Genomic DNA, 19,227 nt, shown 5'->3' on the forward strand with positions numbered 1-19,227 from the left:
CGGCGGTCCGGCAGTTTTGCGTCCCGCGCATAAAACCGGGAGCCGGAAACGAAGCGTCCCGGCCAGGCCGGGACGAAGACTTTCGAAGTGCTCTCCCCGCGCTGGGCACCGCGGGGAGAGAAAACAACGATGAATGCGACAACGTACAGCGTGTTTCTTGGGTGCTTATTTCTTCGCTTTTGCCTTGGCGGTCTTGGTGGCCTTGACCACCCGAGCCGGTGCAGCTTTCTTGACGGCGGCTTTCTTCGGCGCCGCTTTCTTCGCGGCAACCTTCTTCACCGCAACCTTCTTCACGGCGGCTTTCTTGGCGGCCGCCGGTTTCTTGGCGGCAGCTTTCTTCGGAGCCGCCTTCTTCGCGGCAACCTTCTTCACCGCAACCTTCTTGGCAGCGGCTTTCTTCGCGACCGGCTTCTTCGCTACCGGCTTCTTGGCAGCAACCTTCTTCGCGGTGGATTTCTTGGCGGCCTTCTTGGCGGCCGGTTTCTTTGCAGCAGGTTTTTTGGCAGTGGCCATGGTTCGTCTCAGCTCCTCATCAGTTGGCAGTGGTTGCCCAGTAAAAGCGTGAAGGAACGCTTCGACCAACAAGTCGCTGTTGGTAGCGTGCCGAAGATTGTTGACCTGGCGATACGTGCGCAGATCGGACAGCTTGTGCAGTACGTGAAGCGGAATCGAGACGGTGATCTTGCGTACGGCTGCCGCCTTCTCACCGTGCTCTACATAAGGCTTGATAAATTTTGATGTCGCCATGGCAACGTTCCCCGTTATCTGATGCGAAAGCTAGCCCCGAAGATTTCACCTGTCAATGGATTTTAGGCATGAAATCCATTCGGTTGAAAGGCACCTGGAAGGACTGAAAACCCGTTGCAGCCATGGTCGCCCCGCCAAGTACCCTTGCATGTCATGGACGTCTATACGTCCATTACATATTTCACTGAAATTGCAAAAAAGCGCTGTATTGCGCTGGATACGCGCAATACAGCGCAATAAAAGAAATTCGACCGCCGTGCCTGCCGTTGTGACAAGCATGGCGGGCAACCGCTTTTTTTGGTGCTGCGCATATGAACAGAACGCCACTGAAAGTTCGTCGCGGCGTCGATCACAAGCTGAAAAATAATTCTGCCTGGTCGATCCTGGCGTGACGAAAACGCGACGAAGCGGGTTGTTCGGCACGCAGAAGGCGAAGCGCAACGCGTCCTCGTCGACCGCGTTTTCGCACACACCGATCGTCGATCTGCATCATCGACGAGTCAAAAAAACGACGGCCGCATAGGCGGCCGTCATTCGTTCCGGACACGTCGCGCTCAATGATCTTCGTTTTCGATCAGTGCTTCGTAGTCGTGGGCGTCGAGCAGTTCGTCGAGTTCGGCGCGGTCGCTGGGACGCACCAGGAACATCCATCCATCGCCGTAGGCGTCTTCGTTGATCGTCTCGGGCTTGTCGCCGAGCAGCTCATTGATCTCGACCACCTCGCCGGAGATCGGCGAATAGATATCCGATGCGGCCTTCACCGATTCGACCACGGCCGTGCCGGCACCGGCCACGACGCTGGCGCCGACCTCCGGCAATTCCACATAGACCAAGTCGCCGAGCTGCTCCTGCGCGTGCTCGGAGATGCCCACGCGGACCAGACCATCGTCTTCGGCGCGTGCCCATTCGTGGGACTTCAGGAACTTCAGATCACCGGGTATTTCGCTCATGGTCGGATCCAGTCAGTAAGAGGTTGGGCAGAGTAACGGCGGCAATTCTAGACGCAACCGTTGTGTACAAACCGTGCCATGGGCGCGGTGAAAACGCTCATATGCCAGCGCACGGCTGACCATCGCGGACAAATGGATACTTCACCTGCCGCACCGGCAGCTCGCGACCGCGAATGTCCACGCTGATCTCGCCCGGATCGCCGGCCGGGATGCGCGCGAAGGCCACCGCCTTGTTCAAGGTCGGGGCGAAGCTTCCGGAGAGGATTTCCCCGCTGCCGTTGGCGGTCGTTACGCGCTGGCCGTGGCGCAGCACGCCTTTCTCATCCAGCACCAGGCCGATCATCACGCGGGGCACGCCGGCGGCCCTCATCGCCTCCAGCGGACCTCGGCCGATGAAGTCGCGGCCTTCGTCCAGGGCGATCGTCCAGCCGAGGTTGGCCTCCCACGGCGACACATCGTCATCCATGTCCTGGCCGTAGAGGTTCATGCCGGCCTCCAGGCGCAAGGTATCGCGTGCACCCAGGCCGGCCGGGGCGACGCCCGCCTCGCTCAATGCCTGCCACAACGCAACGGCATCGTCATTCGGCAGCATGATCTCGAAGCCGTCCTCGCCGGTGTAGCCGGTGCGCGCGATGAACAGCGGCATGCCGTGCGGGCCCTGCGCCGCGGCCGCGGTGAACTTGCCCAGCGCTTCGATGCGCGGGCGATCCATGTCGTTGAGCAGGTCGAGCACCTTGCCGCGCGCGTTGGGGCCTTGCACCGCGATCATGGCGAAGTCGGGACGCTCCTTCACTTCCACCGCGAAGTCCTGAGCCTGCTGCGTGATCCACGCCAGGTCCTTGGCGCGGGTGCCGGCGTTCACCACCAGGCGGAAATGCGCTTCATCGAAGAAGTACACGATCAGGTCATCGATCACGCCGCCGCGTTCGTTGAGCATGCACGAGTACAGCGCCTTGCCCTGTTTCTTCAGCTTGTCGACGTTGTTGGCCAGCAGGTGGCGCAGGAACTCGCGCGTGCGCGGGCCGTGCAGGTCGATCACGGTCATGTGCGACACGTCGAACATGCCCGCGTCGCGGCGCACCGCGTGGTGCTCCTCGATCTGCGAGCCGTAGTTGATCGGCATGTCCCAGCCGCCGAAGTCGACCATGCGCGCGCCAAGTGCGCGATGCGTGGCGTTGAGTACGGTCTTTTCGGTCATGGGGAAACGGCTTGAAAGGAAGTGGCTGCATTATCCCCAGCGCAGGCACGCAATCCAAGCGCGCCTCTGGCACTGGACTTCCGCCACAACGCGCGCCATGCACGGAGTATCAGCGCGGTTCGATCCAGCGGAAGGTGAGGTTGATGCGCGGGCCCACGGCGACGCGCGTCTTCGGCAGATCGTGCCGATACAGCCGCTGGGTGGCGCCAGCCATGCGCAGCACGCTGCCCGGCGGCAGCAGCAGGTTCACCGTATCGGCCGGCGAGGATTTGACCGTGCGCGGCAAGCGCCGGCGCAATCGAAAGCGCCGTTCGGCACCCAGGCTCAACGAGGCGATCAGCGGCTGGTCACCAAGTTCGGGCTCGTCGTCACTGTGCCAGCCCATCGAATCGCGGCCATCGCGGTAGAGGTTGGCCAGCACGCTGTTGAAGCGGGCGCCGCAGACGCGCTGCAGGCGTTCGCGCAGGTCGGCCAGCAGCGGCGGCCATGGGTGCGGTTCGAAGCGGGTGCCGGAATAGACGTAGCTGGTGTGCGGATCGCCGATCCAGCAGCTCAACCGCGGTGCATCCACCTCACGGCCGAACAGGCGCAGGCGATGGGTCTCCCACGGGACGGCCGCGTACAACGCGGTGAAAGTCGCTTCGGCTTCTTCGGCCGGCAACCACTGCGGCAGCAGTGCCACGTCGGCGCCTGCCTCCAGATCCACCCGCTGCCATCCGGTCATCGTCATGGCGTGATTATCCGACGCGCGACGCTTCAACTGTAGGAGCGACTTCAGTCGCGACGCTCTTTCTCTGGAGCTCAGAGCAGAAGCGTCGCGACTGAAGTCGCTCCTACAAAAGGATGGCGGATCAGTCGAGGACGGGAGCGTTCAGCCGCGCCAGCAGCTGCCGGGTGACCTGCTCGGCCAGCTCCTCGGCGCGTTGGCCGGCCGTGACCAGGTGGATATCCGGCGCCTCGGGTTTTTCGTACGGCGAGTCGATACCGGTGAAGTTGCGGATCTCGCCCGCACGCGCCTTCTGGTAGAGGCCCTTCGGATCGCGCGCTTCGCATTCGGCCAGCGTGGTGTCCACGAACACTTCCAGGAATTCGCCGGTGTCGAACAGTTCGCGTGCCGAGCGGCGCTCGCTCTGGTACGGCGAGATCACGCTGACCAGCACGATCAATCCGGCGTCCACCATCAGGTGCGCCACCTCGGCCACGCGGCGGATGTTCTCCACGCGGGCCTCCGGGGTGAAGCCCAGGTCCTTGTTGATGCCGTGGCGCACGTTGTCGCCATCCAGCAGGTAGGTGTGATAGCCGAGCACGTGCAAGCGCCGCTCCACCAGGTTCGCGATGGTGGATTTGCCAGCGCCGGACAAGCCGGTGAACCACAGGCACGTCGGCTGCTGGCCCTTGCTGGAGCCACGCACGGATTTGTCGATATCCATGTGCTGCCAATGCACGTTGGACGAACGGTCCAGCGCGAAATCCAGCATGCCGCAGGCGACCGTGGCGTTGGTCTGCCGATCGATCAGGATGAAGCCGCCCAGCGTGCGGTTGGCGGTATAGGCCTCGAAAGCGATAGCGTCGTCCAGACCCACCGTGCAATAGCCCACCTCGTTGAGATCCAGGTGGCGCGCAGCCAGCTTGGCCTGGCTGTTCACATCCACCTTGTGCTTGATCGACATCACCCGCGCATTGACGGTGCGGGTGCCGATCTTCATCCAGTAGGTGCGGTTGGGCAGCAGGGTGGTGTCGCCCATCCACAGCAGGTGGCAGGTGAACTGGTCGGCCACCGGTGCCGGGCGCAGCGCATCGGCGATCACGTCGCCGCGGCTGGCGTCGATCTCGCGGTCGAAGCAAAGCGTGACTGCCTGCCCTTCGACGGCGCTGTCCAGATCACCATCGGCGGTGACGATGCGATCGATGCGCGCACGCTGCACGCCCGGCTGCACCACGATCTCGTCACCGCACGAAACGCGGCCACCACTGATGGTGCCGGCGTAACCGCGAAACGATTGATCCGGGCGATTGACCCATTGCACCGGCATGCGGAAATCGTCGGCACGCACCGCCGCCACGTCGACCGTTTCCAGCACTTCCAGCAGGCTTTCGCCCTGGTACCACGGCATGCGCGGCGAACGGCTGCCCACGTTGTCACCGGTAAGCGCCGCCACCGGCAGGCAATGCACATCGGTGATGCCCAGGTCCTGCGCCAGTTGCCGGTACTGGGTGGCGATGGTTTCGTAGGTGGCCTGGTCGTAATCGACCAGATCCATCTTGTTCACCGCCAGCACCACGTGGCGGATGCCCAGCAGGCCACATATATAAGTGTGACGGCGCGTCTGCGGCAGCAGGCCCTTGCGCGCATCGACCAGCACCACGGCCAGCTCGGCATTGGAGGCGCCGGTGGCCATGTTGCGGGTGTACTGCTCGTGTCCGGGGCAATCGGCCACGATCAGGCTGCGCCGCGCGGTGTGGAAGTAGCGGTACGCCACGTCGATGGTGATGCCCTGCTGGCGCTCGGCATCCAGGCCGTCGGTGAGCAGGGAGAAGTCCAGTACGTCGCTGCCGTCACCGCGCTGGCGCTTGCTTTCGCGCGCCAGGGTGTCGAGCTGGTCGTCCGACAGCATGCCGGCGTCATACAGCAGGCGACCCAGCAAGGTGCTCTTGCCGTCGTCCACGCTGCCGCAGGTGATGAAACGCAGCAGGCTCTTGGAAGCCGTGGCCGCGGCCACGGCGGCCGTATCGACGACGATGTCAGGTTGTGCATTCATCAGAAATAACCCTCCTGCTTCTTGCGTTCCATCGAGGCGGTGGGGTCCTGGTCAATCACCCGCCCCTGTCGCTCGGAACTGCGCGAGGTGGCCATCTCCTCGATGATGCTTTCCAGCGTGGTGGCGGAGGATTCCACCGCCCCGGTCAGCGGGTAACAGCCCAGCGTGCGGAAGCGCACCTCCCGCATCTGCACGGTTTCACCCTCGCGCAGGGTGAAGCGCTCGTCGTCGACCATGATCAACGCACCATCGCGCTCGACAATCGGCCGCGGCTTGGCGAAATACAGCGGCACCACCGGGATGTTCTCGCGCTGGATGTACAGCCACACATCCATTTCGGTCCAGTTGGACATCGGGAACACCCGCACGCTTTCGCCCTTGCGGATATGCGTGTTGTAGGTGTGCCACAACTCGGGACGCTGGTTCTTCGGGTCCCAGCGATGCTGCGCGTTGCGGAACGAGAAGACGCGCTCCTTCGCGCGCGACTTTTCCTCATCGCGCCGCGCCCCGCCGATGGCCGCATCGAAGCCGTACTTGTCCAGTGCCTGCTTCAACGCCTGGGTTTTCATCACATCGGTATGCACGGTGGCGCCATGCGTCAGCGGGGAAATGCCCTGGCGCACGCCTTCCTCATTGATATGCACCAGCACGTCTACATCACCTGCTGCCGCCACCTCGTTGCGGAAAGCGATCATCTCGCGGAACTTCCAGGTGGTATCCACGTGCAGCAGCGGGATCGGCGACTTGCCCGGATAGAAGGCCTTGCGCAGCAGATGCAGCAATACCGACGAATCCTTGCCGATCGAATACAGCATGACCGGCTTCTGGAAGCTGGCCATCACCTCGCGAAAAATGTGGATGCTTTCCGCCTCGAGGTCATCGAGGTGCGTACGCGGTGCTGCGGGGATGGTCATCAGTGGGAAGCTCGACATCGGGTGGCATCGGGAAACACGCCAACAGACCCAACTGATACGCGTCCCGGGGCACTCATCTTAGGCCAATTTCATGAATAGACGTCCAGACGTCTTTTCATATCTTAATAACACGCGGCCATATGGACAGCCGCCACGGGGGCGCCTTTCGACTCCGGCCTGCGGCCTACGCTCGGGGTGACCGGTTGGACGGGACCCCGGCCAACTCCGCCGAACACAAGCCCCCTGAACCGATCGCCCTGAGCGTAGCGCAGCGGAGCCGAAGGGCCACCGCCCGCCAACGCTAGGCAATCACCGGGTACGTCGGCGCCGTATCCAGCGTAGCCGCGCACACGGATGCCAGTTCCAGCAGCCGCAGATCCGAACCCCTGGCGCCTACCAGTTGCAAACCCACCGGCAGCCCGTTGGGCAGATGGCCCATCGGCAGGCTCACGGCCGGGCAGCCGGCCAGGCTGGCAAAACTGGTGAGATCGGCCTGGGAATCGGGTACCGGGCCATCCAGCGGGAAAGCACCCTGTGGCGTGGTGGGCAGCACCAGCACGTCGACCTGGGCGAACAGGCGGCGCATCTTCAACGTGGCGGCATCGAGCACGCGGTCGGCGATGGCGTAGTCGGCGGCACTCTTCTTCGCGGCAAAGTCGAGCATGCCGCGGAAGCGCGCGGATACCGGCTTGTCGGTATGGGCCAGGTCGCTGGCGAACGTGCCCAGCATCTCGGCCTCCATCAATAGCAGGCCGGCGCGGCGGGTGCGGCTGAAATTCCAGTCGGCGAAATCGACGGTGCGACGGTCGCTGAGCGCGTGCGGCAGTTTCGCCATCGCCGCCTCGAAGACCTCGATCACCTCGGGCTCCACGCCCACTGCGGCCAGGTTCGGCAGCAGGCCCACGCGCAGGTGGCCCGGCTCCCAGTCCGGCAAGGCGAACGCCACCCGGCGGCGGCGCGAGCGTGCATCGTCGGCGTCGTAGCCGGCCAGCACCTGCAGCAGCACGGTGAGGTCGTCGGCGCTACGCGCCAGCAGGCCGACCGCATCGAGCCGGCGCGCGGCCGTCACCATACCGCGGGCGGAGATTTCGCCATGGGTGGGCTTGAGCCCGTAGACGCCGCAATAACTGGCCGGGATACGCACCGACCCCAGGCTGTCCGACGCCACCGCAGCCACCGCCAGCCCCGCCGCCACAGCAGCCGCCGCGCCGCCGGACGAACCGCCCGCGGTGTAACCGTGCCGGTGCGGATTGTGGGTGGCGCCAAAATGCGGGTTGTCGGTGGCGGCGCCCAGCGCGCCTTCATCCATATTGGTCTTGCCGATCAGCAAGGCGCCGGCCGCGCGCAACCGGGCGGTGACATGGGCATCGTCCTGTACCGGCGTGTTGCGATCGGGCAGGCCCGCCCGGGTCGGCCAGCCAGCAACGTCGAAGTTGTCTTTCACCGCCAGCGGAATCCCGTCGAGCCGGCCGATCACGCCGTCGCGGCGGCGGCGATCCGCCATTTGCGCCTGGTCGTGCAGCAAACCGGCGCGCACATCCACGTAACTGTTGAGTTGCGGGTCGATCCGCTCGATCGCGCTCAGGTAGGCATCGGCCAGCGCCTGCGGCTGGACCCTGCCGACGGCCAGCCAGTGCAGCAATTGACACAGACTGGCGCGGCGCAGTTCGAAATCGGCGATCGGTGGCGTTTGATTCATGAGCATTCCCTTCGGATCGTGCCCTGATTATCGCCATTGAACGCAAGTCGATTGCAAGCGCCGGTGCGTCTTCACACGCATATCACGACGCCGCCAACGGTCGCATGTTTCCGCCTGCGTTGCCGCGCAGCACGCGAAACCTGACAATACGCAGTGGTATCGCGCATCCTTGGCGCCATGCCGCCCTTCCTACCTGCTGCCGGAGTCCGCGATGAGCGAACGCGAAACCATGGAATACGACGTTGTCGTGGTCGGCGCGGGGCCGGCCGGGCTGTCGTTTGCCATCCGGCTGAAGCAGCTCAAGCCCGACGTCAACGTCTGCGTGATCGAGAAGGCCTCGACCATCGGCGCGCACATCCTGTCCGGCGCCGTGATCGAGCCGCAGCCGCTGGATGCGCTGCTGCCGGGCTGGCGCGAAAACCCGCCGCCGATCTGCATCCCGGCCGGTGAGGACCAGTTTTTCCTGCTCAGCAAGACCGGCGCGCGCAAGCTGCCGCTGCCGCCGGGCATGCACAACCACGGCAACTTCATCGTGTCGCTGGGCGCGCTGTGCGCCTGGCTGGCGCCGCAGGCCGAGGCGCTGGGTGTCGACGTTTTCCCCGGCTTCGCCGCCGCCGACAACATCTACAATGAGGATGGCTCGGTCGCCGGCGTGCGCATCGGTGACATGGGCGTGGCCAAGGACGGCACGCACAAGCCCGGCTACACCGAAGGCATCGACATCAAGGCCAAGGTCACCGTACTGGCCGAGGGCGCGCGCGGCAGCCTCACCAAGCAGCTCGTCAAGCGCTTCAAGCTGGATGCGGACAGCGACCCGCAGGGCTATTCCATCGGCATCAAGGAGCTGTGGCAGGTACCCGCCGGCCGCGCCACGCCCGGCAAGATCGTGCACAGCTTCGGCTGGCCGGCCGACACGCGCACCTATGGCGGCGGCTTCATCTACCACCTCGATGGCGACCGCATCGCGCTGGGTTACGTCAGCGGCCTCGACTACAGCGACCCCGAATACAAGCCGTGGGAAGCGTTCCAGCAATGGAAGCACCACCCGCTGATCAAGCCCCTGCTGGAAGGCGGCAGCATCCTCTCCGCCGGCGCGCGCGCGATGGCCACCGGCGGCTTCCAGTCCCTGCCCAAGGTGGAAATGCCCGGCGCGCTATTGATCGGCGATACCGCCGGCCTGCTCAACGTGCCCAAGATCAAGGGCACGCACCAGGCCATCAAGAGCGGCATGCTGGCCGCCGAACACGTGGCCGAGACGCTCGACGTCCGCGGTTTCGACGCGCGCCTGCGCGCCTCGGACGTGATGGCCGAACTGAAAAAAGTGCGCAACGTGAAGCCCGGCTTCAAGAAAGGCCTGTGGTTCGGCATGGCCAATGCGGCATGGGAAACCGTCACCGGCGGCGCCTCGCCGTGGACGCTGAAGAACAAGGCGGACTGGTCATCGCTGCACAAGCTCGGCGAATACGACGAGCCCGAGCGCGACTACGTGCAACGCACCCTGCCCCCGCGCGACCGCCTGGCCAGCGTCTACTTCGCCGCCACCGAACACGACGAAGACCAGCCCATCCACCTGCACGTGGCCGACACCGACATCTGCGCGACCAAGTGCGTCGAGGAATACGACAACCCCTGCACCCGCTTCTGCCCGGCCAACGTCTACGAGATGGTGGCCGACGAAACCCAGCCACACGGCAAGCGCCTGCAGATCAACTCAGCCAACTGCGTGCACTGCAAGACCTGCGACATCAAGGACCCGTACGAGATCATCACCTGGGTCACGCCCGAGGGTGGTTCGGGGCCGAATTACCAGAATCTCTGAGTGGCCGAGGGCAATCCGCTGATCGGCCAATTGTCATGGCGACTAAAACGCCTCGGGTACCTGCTGCAGCGCACGCGCGGCAGCTTCGCGCTGCGCGGCATACGCGGCACGCTGGCGCGCATGCGCCAGGAATTCGAGTCACGCCCCGAGCGCGATGAGGCACTGGCACTGCTGCCGCTGGACGAACCGTTCACCCCCTTCGCCCTGCCGGTCAGCAACCAGCCGCAGGTATCGGTGATCATTCCGGTCCACGGCAAGCTCGCCTATACCCTGGCCTGCCTGCGCTCGCTGGCGCGCCACGGCGCACAGGCGCCCTTCGAAGTCATCGTGGTCGACGACGCCTCTCCCGACGACAGCGCCACCACACTGGCGCAGATCGATGGCGTACAGCTGCTGCGCAACCGGACGAATCTCGGCTTCATCGGCAGCAGCAACGCGGGCGCGGCGCAGGCGCGCGGCGAATTCCTGCTGTTCCTCAACAACGACACGCAGGTCACGCCGGACTGGCTGGATGCGCTGCTGCGTTGCTTCGCCGAGCGCGCGGATTGCGGTATCGCCGGCAGCCGGCTGGTCTACCCCGATGGCCGCCTGCAGGAAGCCGGCGGCCTGGTGTTCGCCGACGGCAGTTGCTGGACCACCGGCCGTTTCGAGCCGCGCGATGCATCGGCATTCCGCTACCGTCGTGAGACCGACTATGTCTCCGGTGCCTCATTGATGATCCGGCGCGAGGTGTTCCAGCGCCTCGGCGGCTTCGACGCGCGCTACGCACCGGCTTACTACGAAGACACCGATCTCGCCTTCGCCGTGCGCCACATCGGCCTGCGCGTGTATTACGAACCCGCCAGCCTGGTGATCCACTGCGAAGGCATCAGTGCGGGCACCGACCTCGGCAGCGGCATGAAGCGGTACCAGTCGATCAACCAGGCGAAGTTCATCGACAAGTGGGCGACCGACCTGGCAGCGCAGCCACCCGCCGGCACCGCGCTGGAGCGCGCGATCCGCTGGCGCAAGCGCGGTCGCGTGCTGGTGGTGGATTCGATGACACCGGAGCCCACCCGCGATTCCGGGTCGTTGCGCCTGCACGCGATCCTGCAACTGCTGGACGCGCAAGGCTGGAGCACCAGCTTCATTCCCGACGACGGCCGCGCAAGCAGCCGTGAAATCGCCGCCCTCGGCGAACTCGGCTGTGAAACCTCGCTGGAGAGCGTGCCCGCCTGGCTGCGCCGGCATGGCCACGAACTGCACGCCGTGATCCTGTGTCGGCACACCGTGGCCGGCCAGTATGCGGAGCTGGTGCGTCGCGATGCGCCGAAAGCGAAGTTGCTGTTCGACACCGTGGATCTGCATTTTCTGCGCGAGCAGCGCGCGGCCGAACACGGCGGCAGCAGCATGCTGGCGCACCAGGCCGCCGCCTCGCAGCGCAGCGAGCTCGCCCTGATCGCGCGCAGTGATGTCAGCTTCGTGGTCAGCCCGCACGAGAAGGCGCTGCTGGCAGAGCTGGTGCCGCAGGCGCAGGTCGAGCTGCTGTCCAACATCCACCCGGTTCACGGTTGCGGGCAGCCTTTCGCCGGGCGCGCCGACCTGCTTTTCATCGGCGGTTACGGCCACCCGCCCAACAGCGACGCCATCCGCTGGATCGCCAGCGAGATCCTGCCGCGACTGCGCCAGGCCATGCCCGACATCCGCCTGCACGTTTTCGGCGACATGCCGGATACCGCGCGACGCGAGCTCGACACACCCGGCCTCGAACTGCACGGGCGCGTCGCCGACCTGACACCGTGGATGGACAGCTGCCTGGCTTCGCTGGCACCGCTGCGTTTCGGCGCCGGCGTCAAGGGCAAGATCAACCTGTCGATGAGCCACGGCCTGCCGGTGATCGCCACCACCATCGCCGTGGAAGGCATGCAGCTGGGCGACGGCACCAACGTGCTGGTGGCTGACGATGCCGCCGCCTTCGCCGACGCCGTGCAACGGCTCGCGCACGACGAAGCGCTGTGGCGGCAATTGTCCGAACAAGGGCTGGACAACGTGCGCCAGCACTTCTCCGCCGACGCCGCCGACGCCGCCCTGCATCGCGTGCTGGATTGACCCCGGCCACCTCAACCGCGATGCTCCGGCATCACTCCCGATAGGCCGTCATGTCACCCCGCGACCTTGCCAAACGCTATCTGTTCACCGTGCTGCGCACGGGTTTTCGGCTGACCCCGATGCCTGTCGCCACACGTGACCGGCTGCGCCAGCGTTTCCTGGAACGGCATGCCGAACTGGTGCCGCAAGGGCCGCGTGGACAGATCGCCGATGCGTCGCTGGCCGCGCGTCGGCCTCGTCGTCACGCCGCGGGACGCGCGATCGGTTACATGCCCCATCGCGTCGGCACCCTGCCCGCACCGCTGCCCGCCACCGTGGTGGCGTTCTACCTGCCGCAGTTCCATCCGATCCCGGAGAACGACGCGTGGTGGGGCGCTGGCTTCACCGAATGGCATAACGTGACTCGGGCGCTGCCGCAATTCGAAGGCCACGCGCAACCGCGCCTGCCCGGCGAGCTGGGTTTCTACGACCTGCGCCTGCCCGACGCGATGCGCCGGCAGATGCAACTGGCGCGCGAGTACGGCGTCGGCGCGTTCTGCAGCTATTTCTACTGGTTCGCCGGCAAGACCCTGCTCGAACAACCGCTGCGGCAATGGCTGGCCGACCCATCGCTCGACCTGCCGCTGTGCCTGTGCTGGGCCAACGAAAACTGGTCGCGACGCTGGGATGGCCGCGCCGACGACATCCTGATCGGCCAGCAGCACAGCGCCGACGACGACCTCGCCTTCATCGAATACATCGCGCCCTATCTCGCCGACCCACGCTACCTGCGCGTGGATGGCCAGCCGCTGCTGCTGATCTACCGGCCCGGCCTGCTGCCGGAGCCGCGCAAGACGGCGGAACGTTGGCGCGAGTGGTGCCGCAGCCACGGTATCGGCGAGATCCGGCTCGCCTACGTGCAGAGTTTCGACCGCGTCGATCCGCGCGACATCGGCTTCGATGCCGCGGTCGAATTCCCGCCCAACAACATCTCGCCCTCGCCCATCACCGCGCGCCAGCACCTGCTCAATCCCGACTACAGCGGTGACGTACACGACTGGCGCGAACTGGTGCGGCAATCCGTCGCGCAAGCCGATCCCGCCTATCCGCGCTATCCCGCAGTCAATCCGGGCTGGGACAACGAACCGCGCGGCAGCGGCCGCGGCCGCGTGTTCGCGCACGCCTCGCCACGCGGCTATCGCGACTGGTTGCGCCACGCTGTCGACACTGCGCAGCGACGGTTTCCCACGCAGCCGATGGTCTTCGTCAACGCGTGGAACGAATGGGCGGAAGGCGCCGTACTGGAACCGGATACCCGGCTCGGCCACGCCTGGCTCGACGCCACCCGCACGGCGCTGCGCCCGGTGCCGGCCACGGAGACACGACCCTGCGCCGTGCTCCACATCTGGTATCCGGACTTGCTGGACGAACTGGCCGCCGCCTTGCGCGCCAGCCACGTCGACTGGCGCATCGTCATCACCACTGCCCACGAACGCGAGCAGCAAGTTCGCGAGCGCGCCGCGCAGCTCGGCATCGATGCGGAGATCGAGGTCTTCGAGAACCGCGGGCGCGACATCCTGCCCTTCCTTCACGTCGCCAACCGCCTGCTCGACGAAGGCGTGGACGTGGTGCTGAAACTGCACAGCAAGCGCTCGACCCATCGCGAAAACGGCGACGCGTGGCGCACCGACCTGCTCGGCAAGCTGCTGGCGCCTGAGCGGGTCGGCCGCATTCTCTCCGCGTTTGCCGACGATCCAGCCCTGGGCATTGTCCACGCCGAGGGCCACCTGCAGCCGCTGGACCACTACTGGGGCCAGAACCGGGCCAACGTGGATTACCTCTGTCGCCGCGCCGGCATACCGATACCCGAAGCCGGGTACGGCAGTTTCGTGGCTGGCACCATGTTCTGGTTGCGCCCCGCTGCACTACGGCTGTTGCTCGACGCCCATCTCGACGTGCTGGATTTCGAAGCCGAGGCGGCCCAGCGCGACGGCACCCTAGCGCACGCGGTGGAGCGCACGTTCAACCTCGCCGCCTCCGAAAGCGGATTTGCCACCAGGAGCATTGCCTCGCTGATTGGCCTGGAAGAAGGCAGGGCGACCACCTACCCGTACGCGCAGCGCAGCGGCTGATTCCCCCACAGCCACGGAAGTCCCCGCGGATTCATTTCGTACGACGGTTTGATGCCGGTTAGAATGGGTGTTCACGCGTCCCGACAGGGGCAGCCAACGAAGTAGGAATCTCCGATGAAAATTCTGGTCGGCTACAAGCGCGTCGTGGATTACAACGTGCGCATCCAGGTCAAACCCGACGGCAGTGGTGTGGTGACCGATGGCGTCAAGCTGTCCGCCAACCCGTTCGACGACATCGCGCTGGAAGAAGCCCTGCGCCTGCGCGAGAAAGGCGTGGCCGAGGAAGTGATCGTGGTCGGCATCGGCCCGGCCAACCTCACCGCCCACCTGCGCAATGGCCTGGCGATGGGCGCCAACCGCGCCATCCACGTGACCACCGAAGACGCGGTGCAGCCGCTGACCGCCGCTCGCGTCTTCCTGAAGCTGATCGAGAAAGAGCAGCCTGGCCTGGTGATCCTGGGCAAGCAGGCCATCGACGACGACGCCAACCAGACCGGCCAGATGCTGGCGGCCCTGTGGGATCGCCCGCAGGCCACGTTTGCCGGCAAGGTGGAGATCGCCGACGGCAAGGCCACGGTAACGCGCGAAGTCGACGCCGGCCTGGAAGTGATCGAGGCCGACCTGCCCGCCGTGATCACCACCGACCTGCGCCTCAACGAGCCGCGCTTCATCAAGCTGCCCGACATCATGAAGGCCAAGTCCAAGCCGATCGACGTAATCGAATTCGGCTCACTCGGCGTTGAGGCGCACGACCACCTGAAAACCACGCATTACGCCGCGCCCGCCAAACGCAGCAAGGGCGTGATGGTGAAGGACGCCGCCGAACTGGTCGCCGCACTGAAGCAGAAAGGCCTGCTGTAACCCCCTCGCCTGAACCTGTAGGAGCGGCTTCAGCCGCGACGCTTTTGATTCGCCACAACCCAAGAGCGTCGGGACTGAAGTCCCTCCTACAGGATCGCCATCAAGGAACATCCTGCCATGAGCAAGATTCTCGTCATCGCCGAACACCTCGGCGGCAAGCTGAACTCATCCACCGCGCGCGCCGTCAGCGCTGCCGCCGCCATCAAGGGCGATGCCATCGACGTGCTGGTGCTGTCCGACGCCCCCGACGCCATCGCCGCGGAAGCTGCAAAGATCGAAGGCGTGAGCCGCGTGCTGACCGTCACCAAACCGGAAAACGCGCATCCGCTGGCTGCTGTATTGGCACCGCAGATCGCCAAGGCCGCCGACGGCTACAGCTATGTGTTCGCGCCTTCCACCACGTTCGGCAAGGACATCGCCCCGCGCGTGGCTGCGCTGCTGGGTGTGGCCCAAGTCAGCGACGTGATGACCGTCGAGGCAGCGCACACGTTCAAGCGTCCCATCTACGCCGGCAACGCCATCATCACCGTCGAGGCCGATGCCAATCACACCGTGGTCGCCACCATCCGCACCGCCTCGTGGTCGGCCGCCGCCTCGGGCGCCAATGCCGCGCCGGTCGAAGCACTGACCATCGACGTTCCGCTGCCCACCCACACCCGCTTCGTGAAACTGAACCAGGGCAGCAGCGACCGCCCCGACCTGCAAAGCGCCGCCAAAGTTGTCTCTGGTGGCCGTGGTGTCGGCTCGACGGAAAACTTCGACATCATCTACAAATTCGCGGACAAGATCGGCGCTGCCGTCGGCGCCTCGCGTGCCGCCGTCGACGCCGGCTACTGCCCCAACGAAATGCAGGTCGGCCAGACCGGCAAGATCATCGCCCCCGAGCTGTACATGGCCATCGGCATCTCCGGCGCTATCCAGCACCTCACCGGCATCAAGGACGCCGGCACCATCGTGGCGATCAACAAGGATGGTGAGGCGCCGATCTTCGAGGTGGCGGACTTCGGGTTGGTGGGGGATTTGTTCAAGATCATTCCGGAGCTGGAAGTGGCGTTAGGCTGAGCGGTCGAGGCCGCTTCAGCACTCCAGGCGGCCGGTCACGCCTCGGGCCGGGTGATGGTTTAGCATTAGCGCTCATTCCATCCAGGTTCGGGAATTATCAATGGAGCAACACGGTCTCGTACCGCGAGGATCAACTTCTTTGCGTGTCCTTACCGTGCCAGTTCGGGCAGGCGCCGCAGCGGACCTCCCAAAGGAGATCCTCTGATGGGCTTGCTACATGAATGCGCACGGATACTCAGGCGCACCCCCATTCACCCCCAGTGGCTATTGGGTAAACGTCAGGTACCACAAGGTCTGACCAGCGCCACAGGCGTAATTCTCGATATAGGCGCCGCCGACCGGTGGATTGCGGCCCATCTGCCGAAGGCAGTCAATTACATTGCCTTGGATTATCCGGCAACCGGTAACGAGTTCTACGATGCCCGCCCGGATATTTTTGCCGACGCCTGTACTCTTCCCATCGCCGACCAATGCGTCGATGGCGTGGTCTGCCTTGAAGTCATTGAGCACGTCCCCGATCCGGCGCTTGCGCTGAAGGAAATCGCGCGCGTGCTCAGGCCCGGTGGCCGGGCCTGGATCTCCATGCCGTTTCTATACCCTCTGCACAACGAGCCTTTCGACTTCCAGCGATTTACGGAATTCGGTCTGCGCCGCGATGCGGCACGTGCGTCTTTGGAAGTCGTTTCGCTGCACCGATCCGGACATGCGATCCGCGCCGCCGGCTTGATCATGTGTCTCGCTATCGCAGGTGGCGTGGATGCCAAGAAGGGGGTTCTGAAAATTCTTCTGTTACCCATCGCATTGCTGGCGATCGTTCTTACCAATGCGGTGACCTGGTTGATGTCGCAGCTATGGCCGGACTGGAAAAACATTGCCACCGGGCATTTTCTGGAACTCCGCAAGGGCGCGGAACCGTCAACTGGCGATGGGCCCGCAACATGAAGGTTTTTTTCGTCAGCACCATGTATCCGCGCGATGCAGCCGGATACCGCGGCGTGTTCATCAGGAACATGGTGTTCGGTCTTGCTCGCGCCCCTTCGATCGAGCTGAGCGTATGGGCGCCCCCCGGCGAATTGCCAGAAGGTGTTGCGAAAGCGACCACGCCGTCGGACAGTGATTGGCTGGGCAAGCTCGTCGATCTCGGCGGCATCTCGCACATGATGCGCAGCGGCGGCGTGCGCGCCCTGCTTTCGCCCGTTCGCTTGTTGCGGATACTGGCCGCGGCATACAGGCGGCAGCGCGATGTCGATGTCTACCACATCAACTGGTTGCAATCGGCCCTGCCGTTGCCGCGCGATGGGAAGCCCGCACTGATCACTGTTCTAGGCAATGATCTCCGTTTGCTCGGGCTTCCATTCATGCGGCCGCTGTTGAGACGCGTGATGCGCCACAGACGGGTAGCCATCTGTCCCAATGCCGAATGGATGTGCGAACCATTGCAGCAGGCCTTTGGCGATATTGCCGAGATCCAGCCGATCTCGTTCGGCATTGATCCGGTCTGGTACGCAATCCAGCGCAAGCCTTTGGACCAGAGCCCGAAACGGTGGTTGGTCGTCGCCCGACTCACGGCGGAAAAAATGGGGCCCCTGTTCGAATGGTCCCGATCACTCTTTGAAGATGGGTCGCGGGAACTACACCTCTTTGGTCCCATGGAACAGGCCATCGACGTGCCGTCGTGGGTGCACTATCACGGTCCGGCCGCGCCGGAACAGCTCGCCAGGGAATGGTTTCCGCAAGCCTGCGGACTCATCACGCTGAGCCGCCATGCGGAAGGGCGCCCCCAGGTCATGCTGGAAGCGATGGCTGCGGGTATGCCGATCATCGCATCGCGGATGCCTGCGCACGCCACGGTGGTCATCGATGGGGAAACCGGCTTGTTGTGCGACTCAACGCAAAGCTATGGCGATGCGTTGGCACGCCTGGAGGATGCCGCGACCAATCAGCAATTCGGAGAAGCCGCTCGTCGTCGAGTGAACGACGAATTGGGTACATGGGACGACTGCGCGCAACGCTATATCCGGGTTTACAACCGCCTGCGCGGAGAGATGCACGGTGGCTGATTCCATTCTGGTTCTCGGGGCCAGCGGGTTCATTGGCCGCAACCTCACCCGATCCTTGGCGGAACGAGGGATACCGGTGATCGCGGTAAGCCGAAGCGGCGACGTCCCCCACCATGCGCTGATCGAGCAGGTGATCGGCGACTTACGCGAGCCCGAACAACTCGACTTGCTGCTTCAACGCAGTCGGGCCGTCGTGCATCTGGCGACGACGTCCACGCCCGGTACCTCTGCCGCACGACCATTGCATGAGGTCGAGACCAACCTCCATCTCACTGCCGCCTTGTTACAGGCTCTCCACGAGCATCCGCAGGTCGACTTGCTGTACATGTCTTCAGGAGGATCGCTGTACGCCGATACGACCACGCAGCCGTCCAGCGAATCGGCGCGGCTTCAGCCGCGCTCTTACCATGGCGCAACCAAGCTGGCCTCCGAGACATTCATCGCGGCCTGGTGCAGCCAGTCTGGCGGCAAGGCGACCATCCTGCGCCCATCCAATGTCTATGGCCCAGGCCAGCCGGAACGCAAGGGATTCGGTGTGATCCCTGCAGCGTTCGGCACGATGTTGCGCGGCGAGACACTGCATGTGTGGGGCGACGGATCCGCACAACGCGACTACGTCTACATTGATGACCTGGTCGAGCTGTGCGCACTTGTGCTGACCAACCCGATGCCGGCAGGGGTGCGTACCTTCAACGCCTGCAGTGGAACAAGCGTCAGCCTCAACGAACTCTTTGGCATCATGGAATCAGTTGCCGGCCAGCCTCTGCAACGCAGTTACGAACCTGGACGGGTGGTTGATGCCTCATGCATCGCCATGGATCCCACCTTGGCGGCACAGGCATACGGGTGGCAACACGGAACATCGCTGGAAGCCGGGATCAGGCAAACATGGGAGCACTTCCGCCGTGCGACCCACTGAGCATCGTGTTACCGATTGTCCAATCGCGGGCGCTCCTGTT

Annotated in this window: 15 protein-coding genes; 8 read left to right on the top strand and 7 right to left on the bottom strand. The window is 64.6% G+C overall.

Annotated elements, in window-relative coordinates; all coding sequences use genetic code 11:
• Positions 1 to 165 precede the first annotated feature (165 nt).
• From metJ to ACFPK0_RS12505, 7 genes are all read right to left on the bottom strand, one after another.
• A complete protein-coding gene (gene metJ / locus ACFPK0_RS12475) occupies positions 166 to 747 on the bottom strand; it encodes a met regulon transcriptional regulator MetJ (RefSeq protein ID WP_082520294.1) in 582 nt (193 codons plus the stop codon).
• A gap of 554 nt (positions 748 to 1,301) precedes the next feature.
• Positions 1,302 to 1,697, bottom strand: a complete 396-nt coding sequence (gene gcvH, locus ACFPK0_RS12480; protein WP_007080625.1) for a glycine cleavage system protein GcvH — start codon at positions 1,695 to 1,697, stop codon at positions 1,302 to 1,304.
• A 97-nt stretch (positions 1,698 to 1,794) separates the two neighbouring features.
• On the bottom strand, positions 1,795 to 2,895 hold the full coding sequence (gene gcvT / locus ACFPK0_RS12485; protein ID WP_377341126.1) for a glycine cleavage system aminomethyltransferase GcvT: 1,101 nt from the start codon (positions 2,893 to 2,895) through the stop codon (positions 1,795 to 1,797).
• Between the two features lie 109 nt (positions 2,896 to 3,004).
• A complete protein-coding gene (locus tag ACFPK0_RS12490; RefSeq protein ID WP_377341128.1) occupies positions 3,005 to 3,625 on the bottom strand; it encodes an alpha-ketoglutarate-dependent dioxygenase AlkB family protein in 621 nt (206 codons plus the stop codon).
• Between the two features lie 121 nt (positions 3,626 to 3,746).
• Positions 3,747 to 5,654 (bottom strand): sulfate adenylyltransferase subunit CysN, encoded by a 1,908-nt coding sequence (cysN, locus tag ACFPK0_RS12495; RefSeq protein WP_377341130.1) that lies wholly within the window; start codon positions 5,652 to 5,654, stop codon positions 3,747 to 3,749.
• Positions 5,654 to 6,568: a sulfate adenylyltransferase subunit CysD gene (cysD, locus tag ACFPK0_RS12500; RefSeq protein WP_377341222.1), complete on the bottom strand. Its 915-nt coding sequence runs from the start codon at positions 6,566 to 6,568 to the stop codon at positions 5,654 to 5,656. The genes cysN and cysD overlap by 1 nt, the downstream gene beginning before the upstream one ends.
• Positions 6,569 to 6,869: 301 nt before the next feature.
• A complete protein-coding gene (locus ACFPK0_RS12505) occupies positions 6,870 to 8,267 on the bottom strand; it encodes an amidase (RefSeq protein ID WP_377341132.1) in 1,398 nt (465 codons plus the stop codon).
• Between the two features lie 211 nt (positions 8,268 to 8,478).
• Between ACFPK0_RS12505 and ACFPK0_RS12510 the strand changes: the two genes are divergently transcribed.
• The 8 genes from ACFPK0_RS12510 (at position 8,479) to ACFPK0_RS12545 (ending at position 19,187) form a co-directional block, all read left to right on the top strand.
• The gene (locus tag ACFPK0_RS12510; protein WP_377341134.1) at positions 8,479 to 10,086 is read left to right on the top strand and encodes an electron transfer flavoprotein-ubiquinone oxidoreductase; all 1,608 of its coding nucleotides are present in this window, start codon (positions 8,479 to 8,481) and stop codon (positions 10,084 to 10,086) included.
• On the top strand, positions 10,087 to 12,174 hold the full coding sequence (locus ACFPK0_RS12515) for a glycosyltransferase (RefSeq protein WP_377341136.1): 2,088 nt from the start codon (positions 10,087 to 10,089) through the stop codon (positions 12,172 to 12,174).
• Positions 12,175 to 12,224: 50 nt separating this feature from the next.
• On the top strand, positions 12,225 to 14,285 hold the full coding sequence (locus ACFPK0_RS12520; RefSeq protein WP_377341138.1) for a glycoside hydrolase family 99-like domain-containing protein: 2,061 nt from the start codon (positions 12,225 to 12,227) through the stop codon (positions 14,283 to 14,285).
• A 114-nt stretch (positions 14,286 to 14,399) separates the two neighbouring features.
• Positions 14,400 to 15,146 carry an electron transfer flavoprotein subunit beta/FixA family protein gene (locus tag ACFPK0_RS12525; RefSeq protein WP_056085416.1) on the top strand — a complete coding sequence of 249 codons (747 nt, stop codon included), beginning with the start codon at positions 14,400 to 14,402 and terminating at the stop codon, positions 15,144 to 15,146.
• 117 nt (positions 15,147 to 15,263) lie between these two features.
• Positions 15,264 to 16,208, top strand: coding sequence for an electron transfer flavoprotein subunit alpha/FixB family protein (locus tag ACFPK0_RS12530; protein WP_377341141.1), 945 nt, complete (start codon positions 15,264 to 15,266; stop codon positions 16,206 to 16,208).
• A gap of 204 nt (positions 16,209 to 16,412) precedes the next feature.
• Positions 16,413 to 17,150, top strand: coding sequence for a class I SAM-dependent methyltransferase (locus ACFPK0_RS12535; protein WP_377341143.1), 738 nt, complete (start codon positions 16,413 to 16,415; stop codon positions 17,148 to 17,150).
• Complete coding sequence (locus ACFPK0_RS12540; RefSeq protein ID WP_377341145.1) at positions 17,147 to 18,268, top strand: glycosyltransferase family 4 protein; 1,122 nt, start codon at positions 17,147 to 17,149, stop codon at positions 18,266 to 18,268. The genes ACFPK0_RS12535 and ACFPK0_RS12540 overlap by 4 nt, the downstream gene beginning before the upstream one ends.
• Positions 18,261 to 19,187, top strand: coding sequence for an NAD-dependent epimerase/dehydratase family protein (locus ACFPK0_RS12545; RefSeq protein ID WP_377341147.1), 927 nt, complete (start codon positions 18,261 to 18,263; stop codon positions 19,185 to 19,187). Before ACFPK0_RS12540 ends, ACFPK0_RS12545 begins: the two co-directional genes overlap by 8 nt.
• The last annotated feature ends 40 nt before the right edge of the window (positions 19,188 to 19,227 follow it).

The sequence above is a fragment of the Rhodanobacter ginsenosidimutans genome, assembly GCF_042655685.1.
Taxonomy (GTDB): domain Bacteria; phylum Pseudomonadota; class Gammaproteobacteria; order Xanthomonadales; family Rhodanobacteraceae; genus Rhodanobacter; species Rhodanobacter ginsenosidimutans.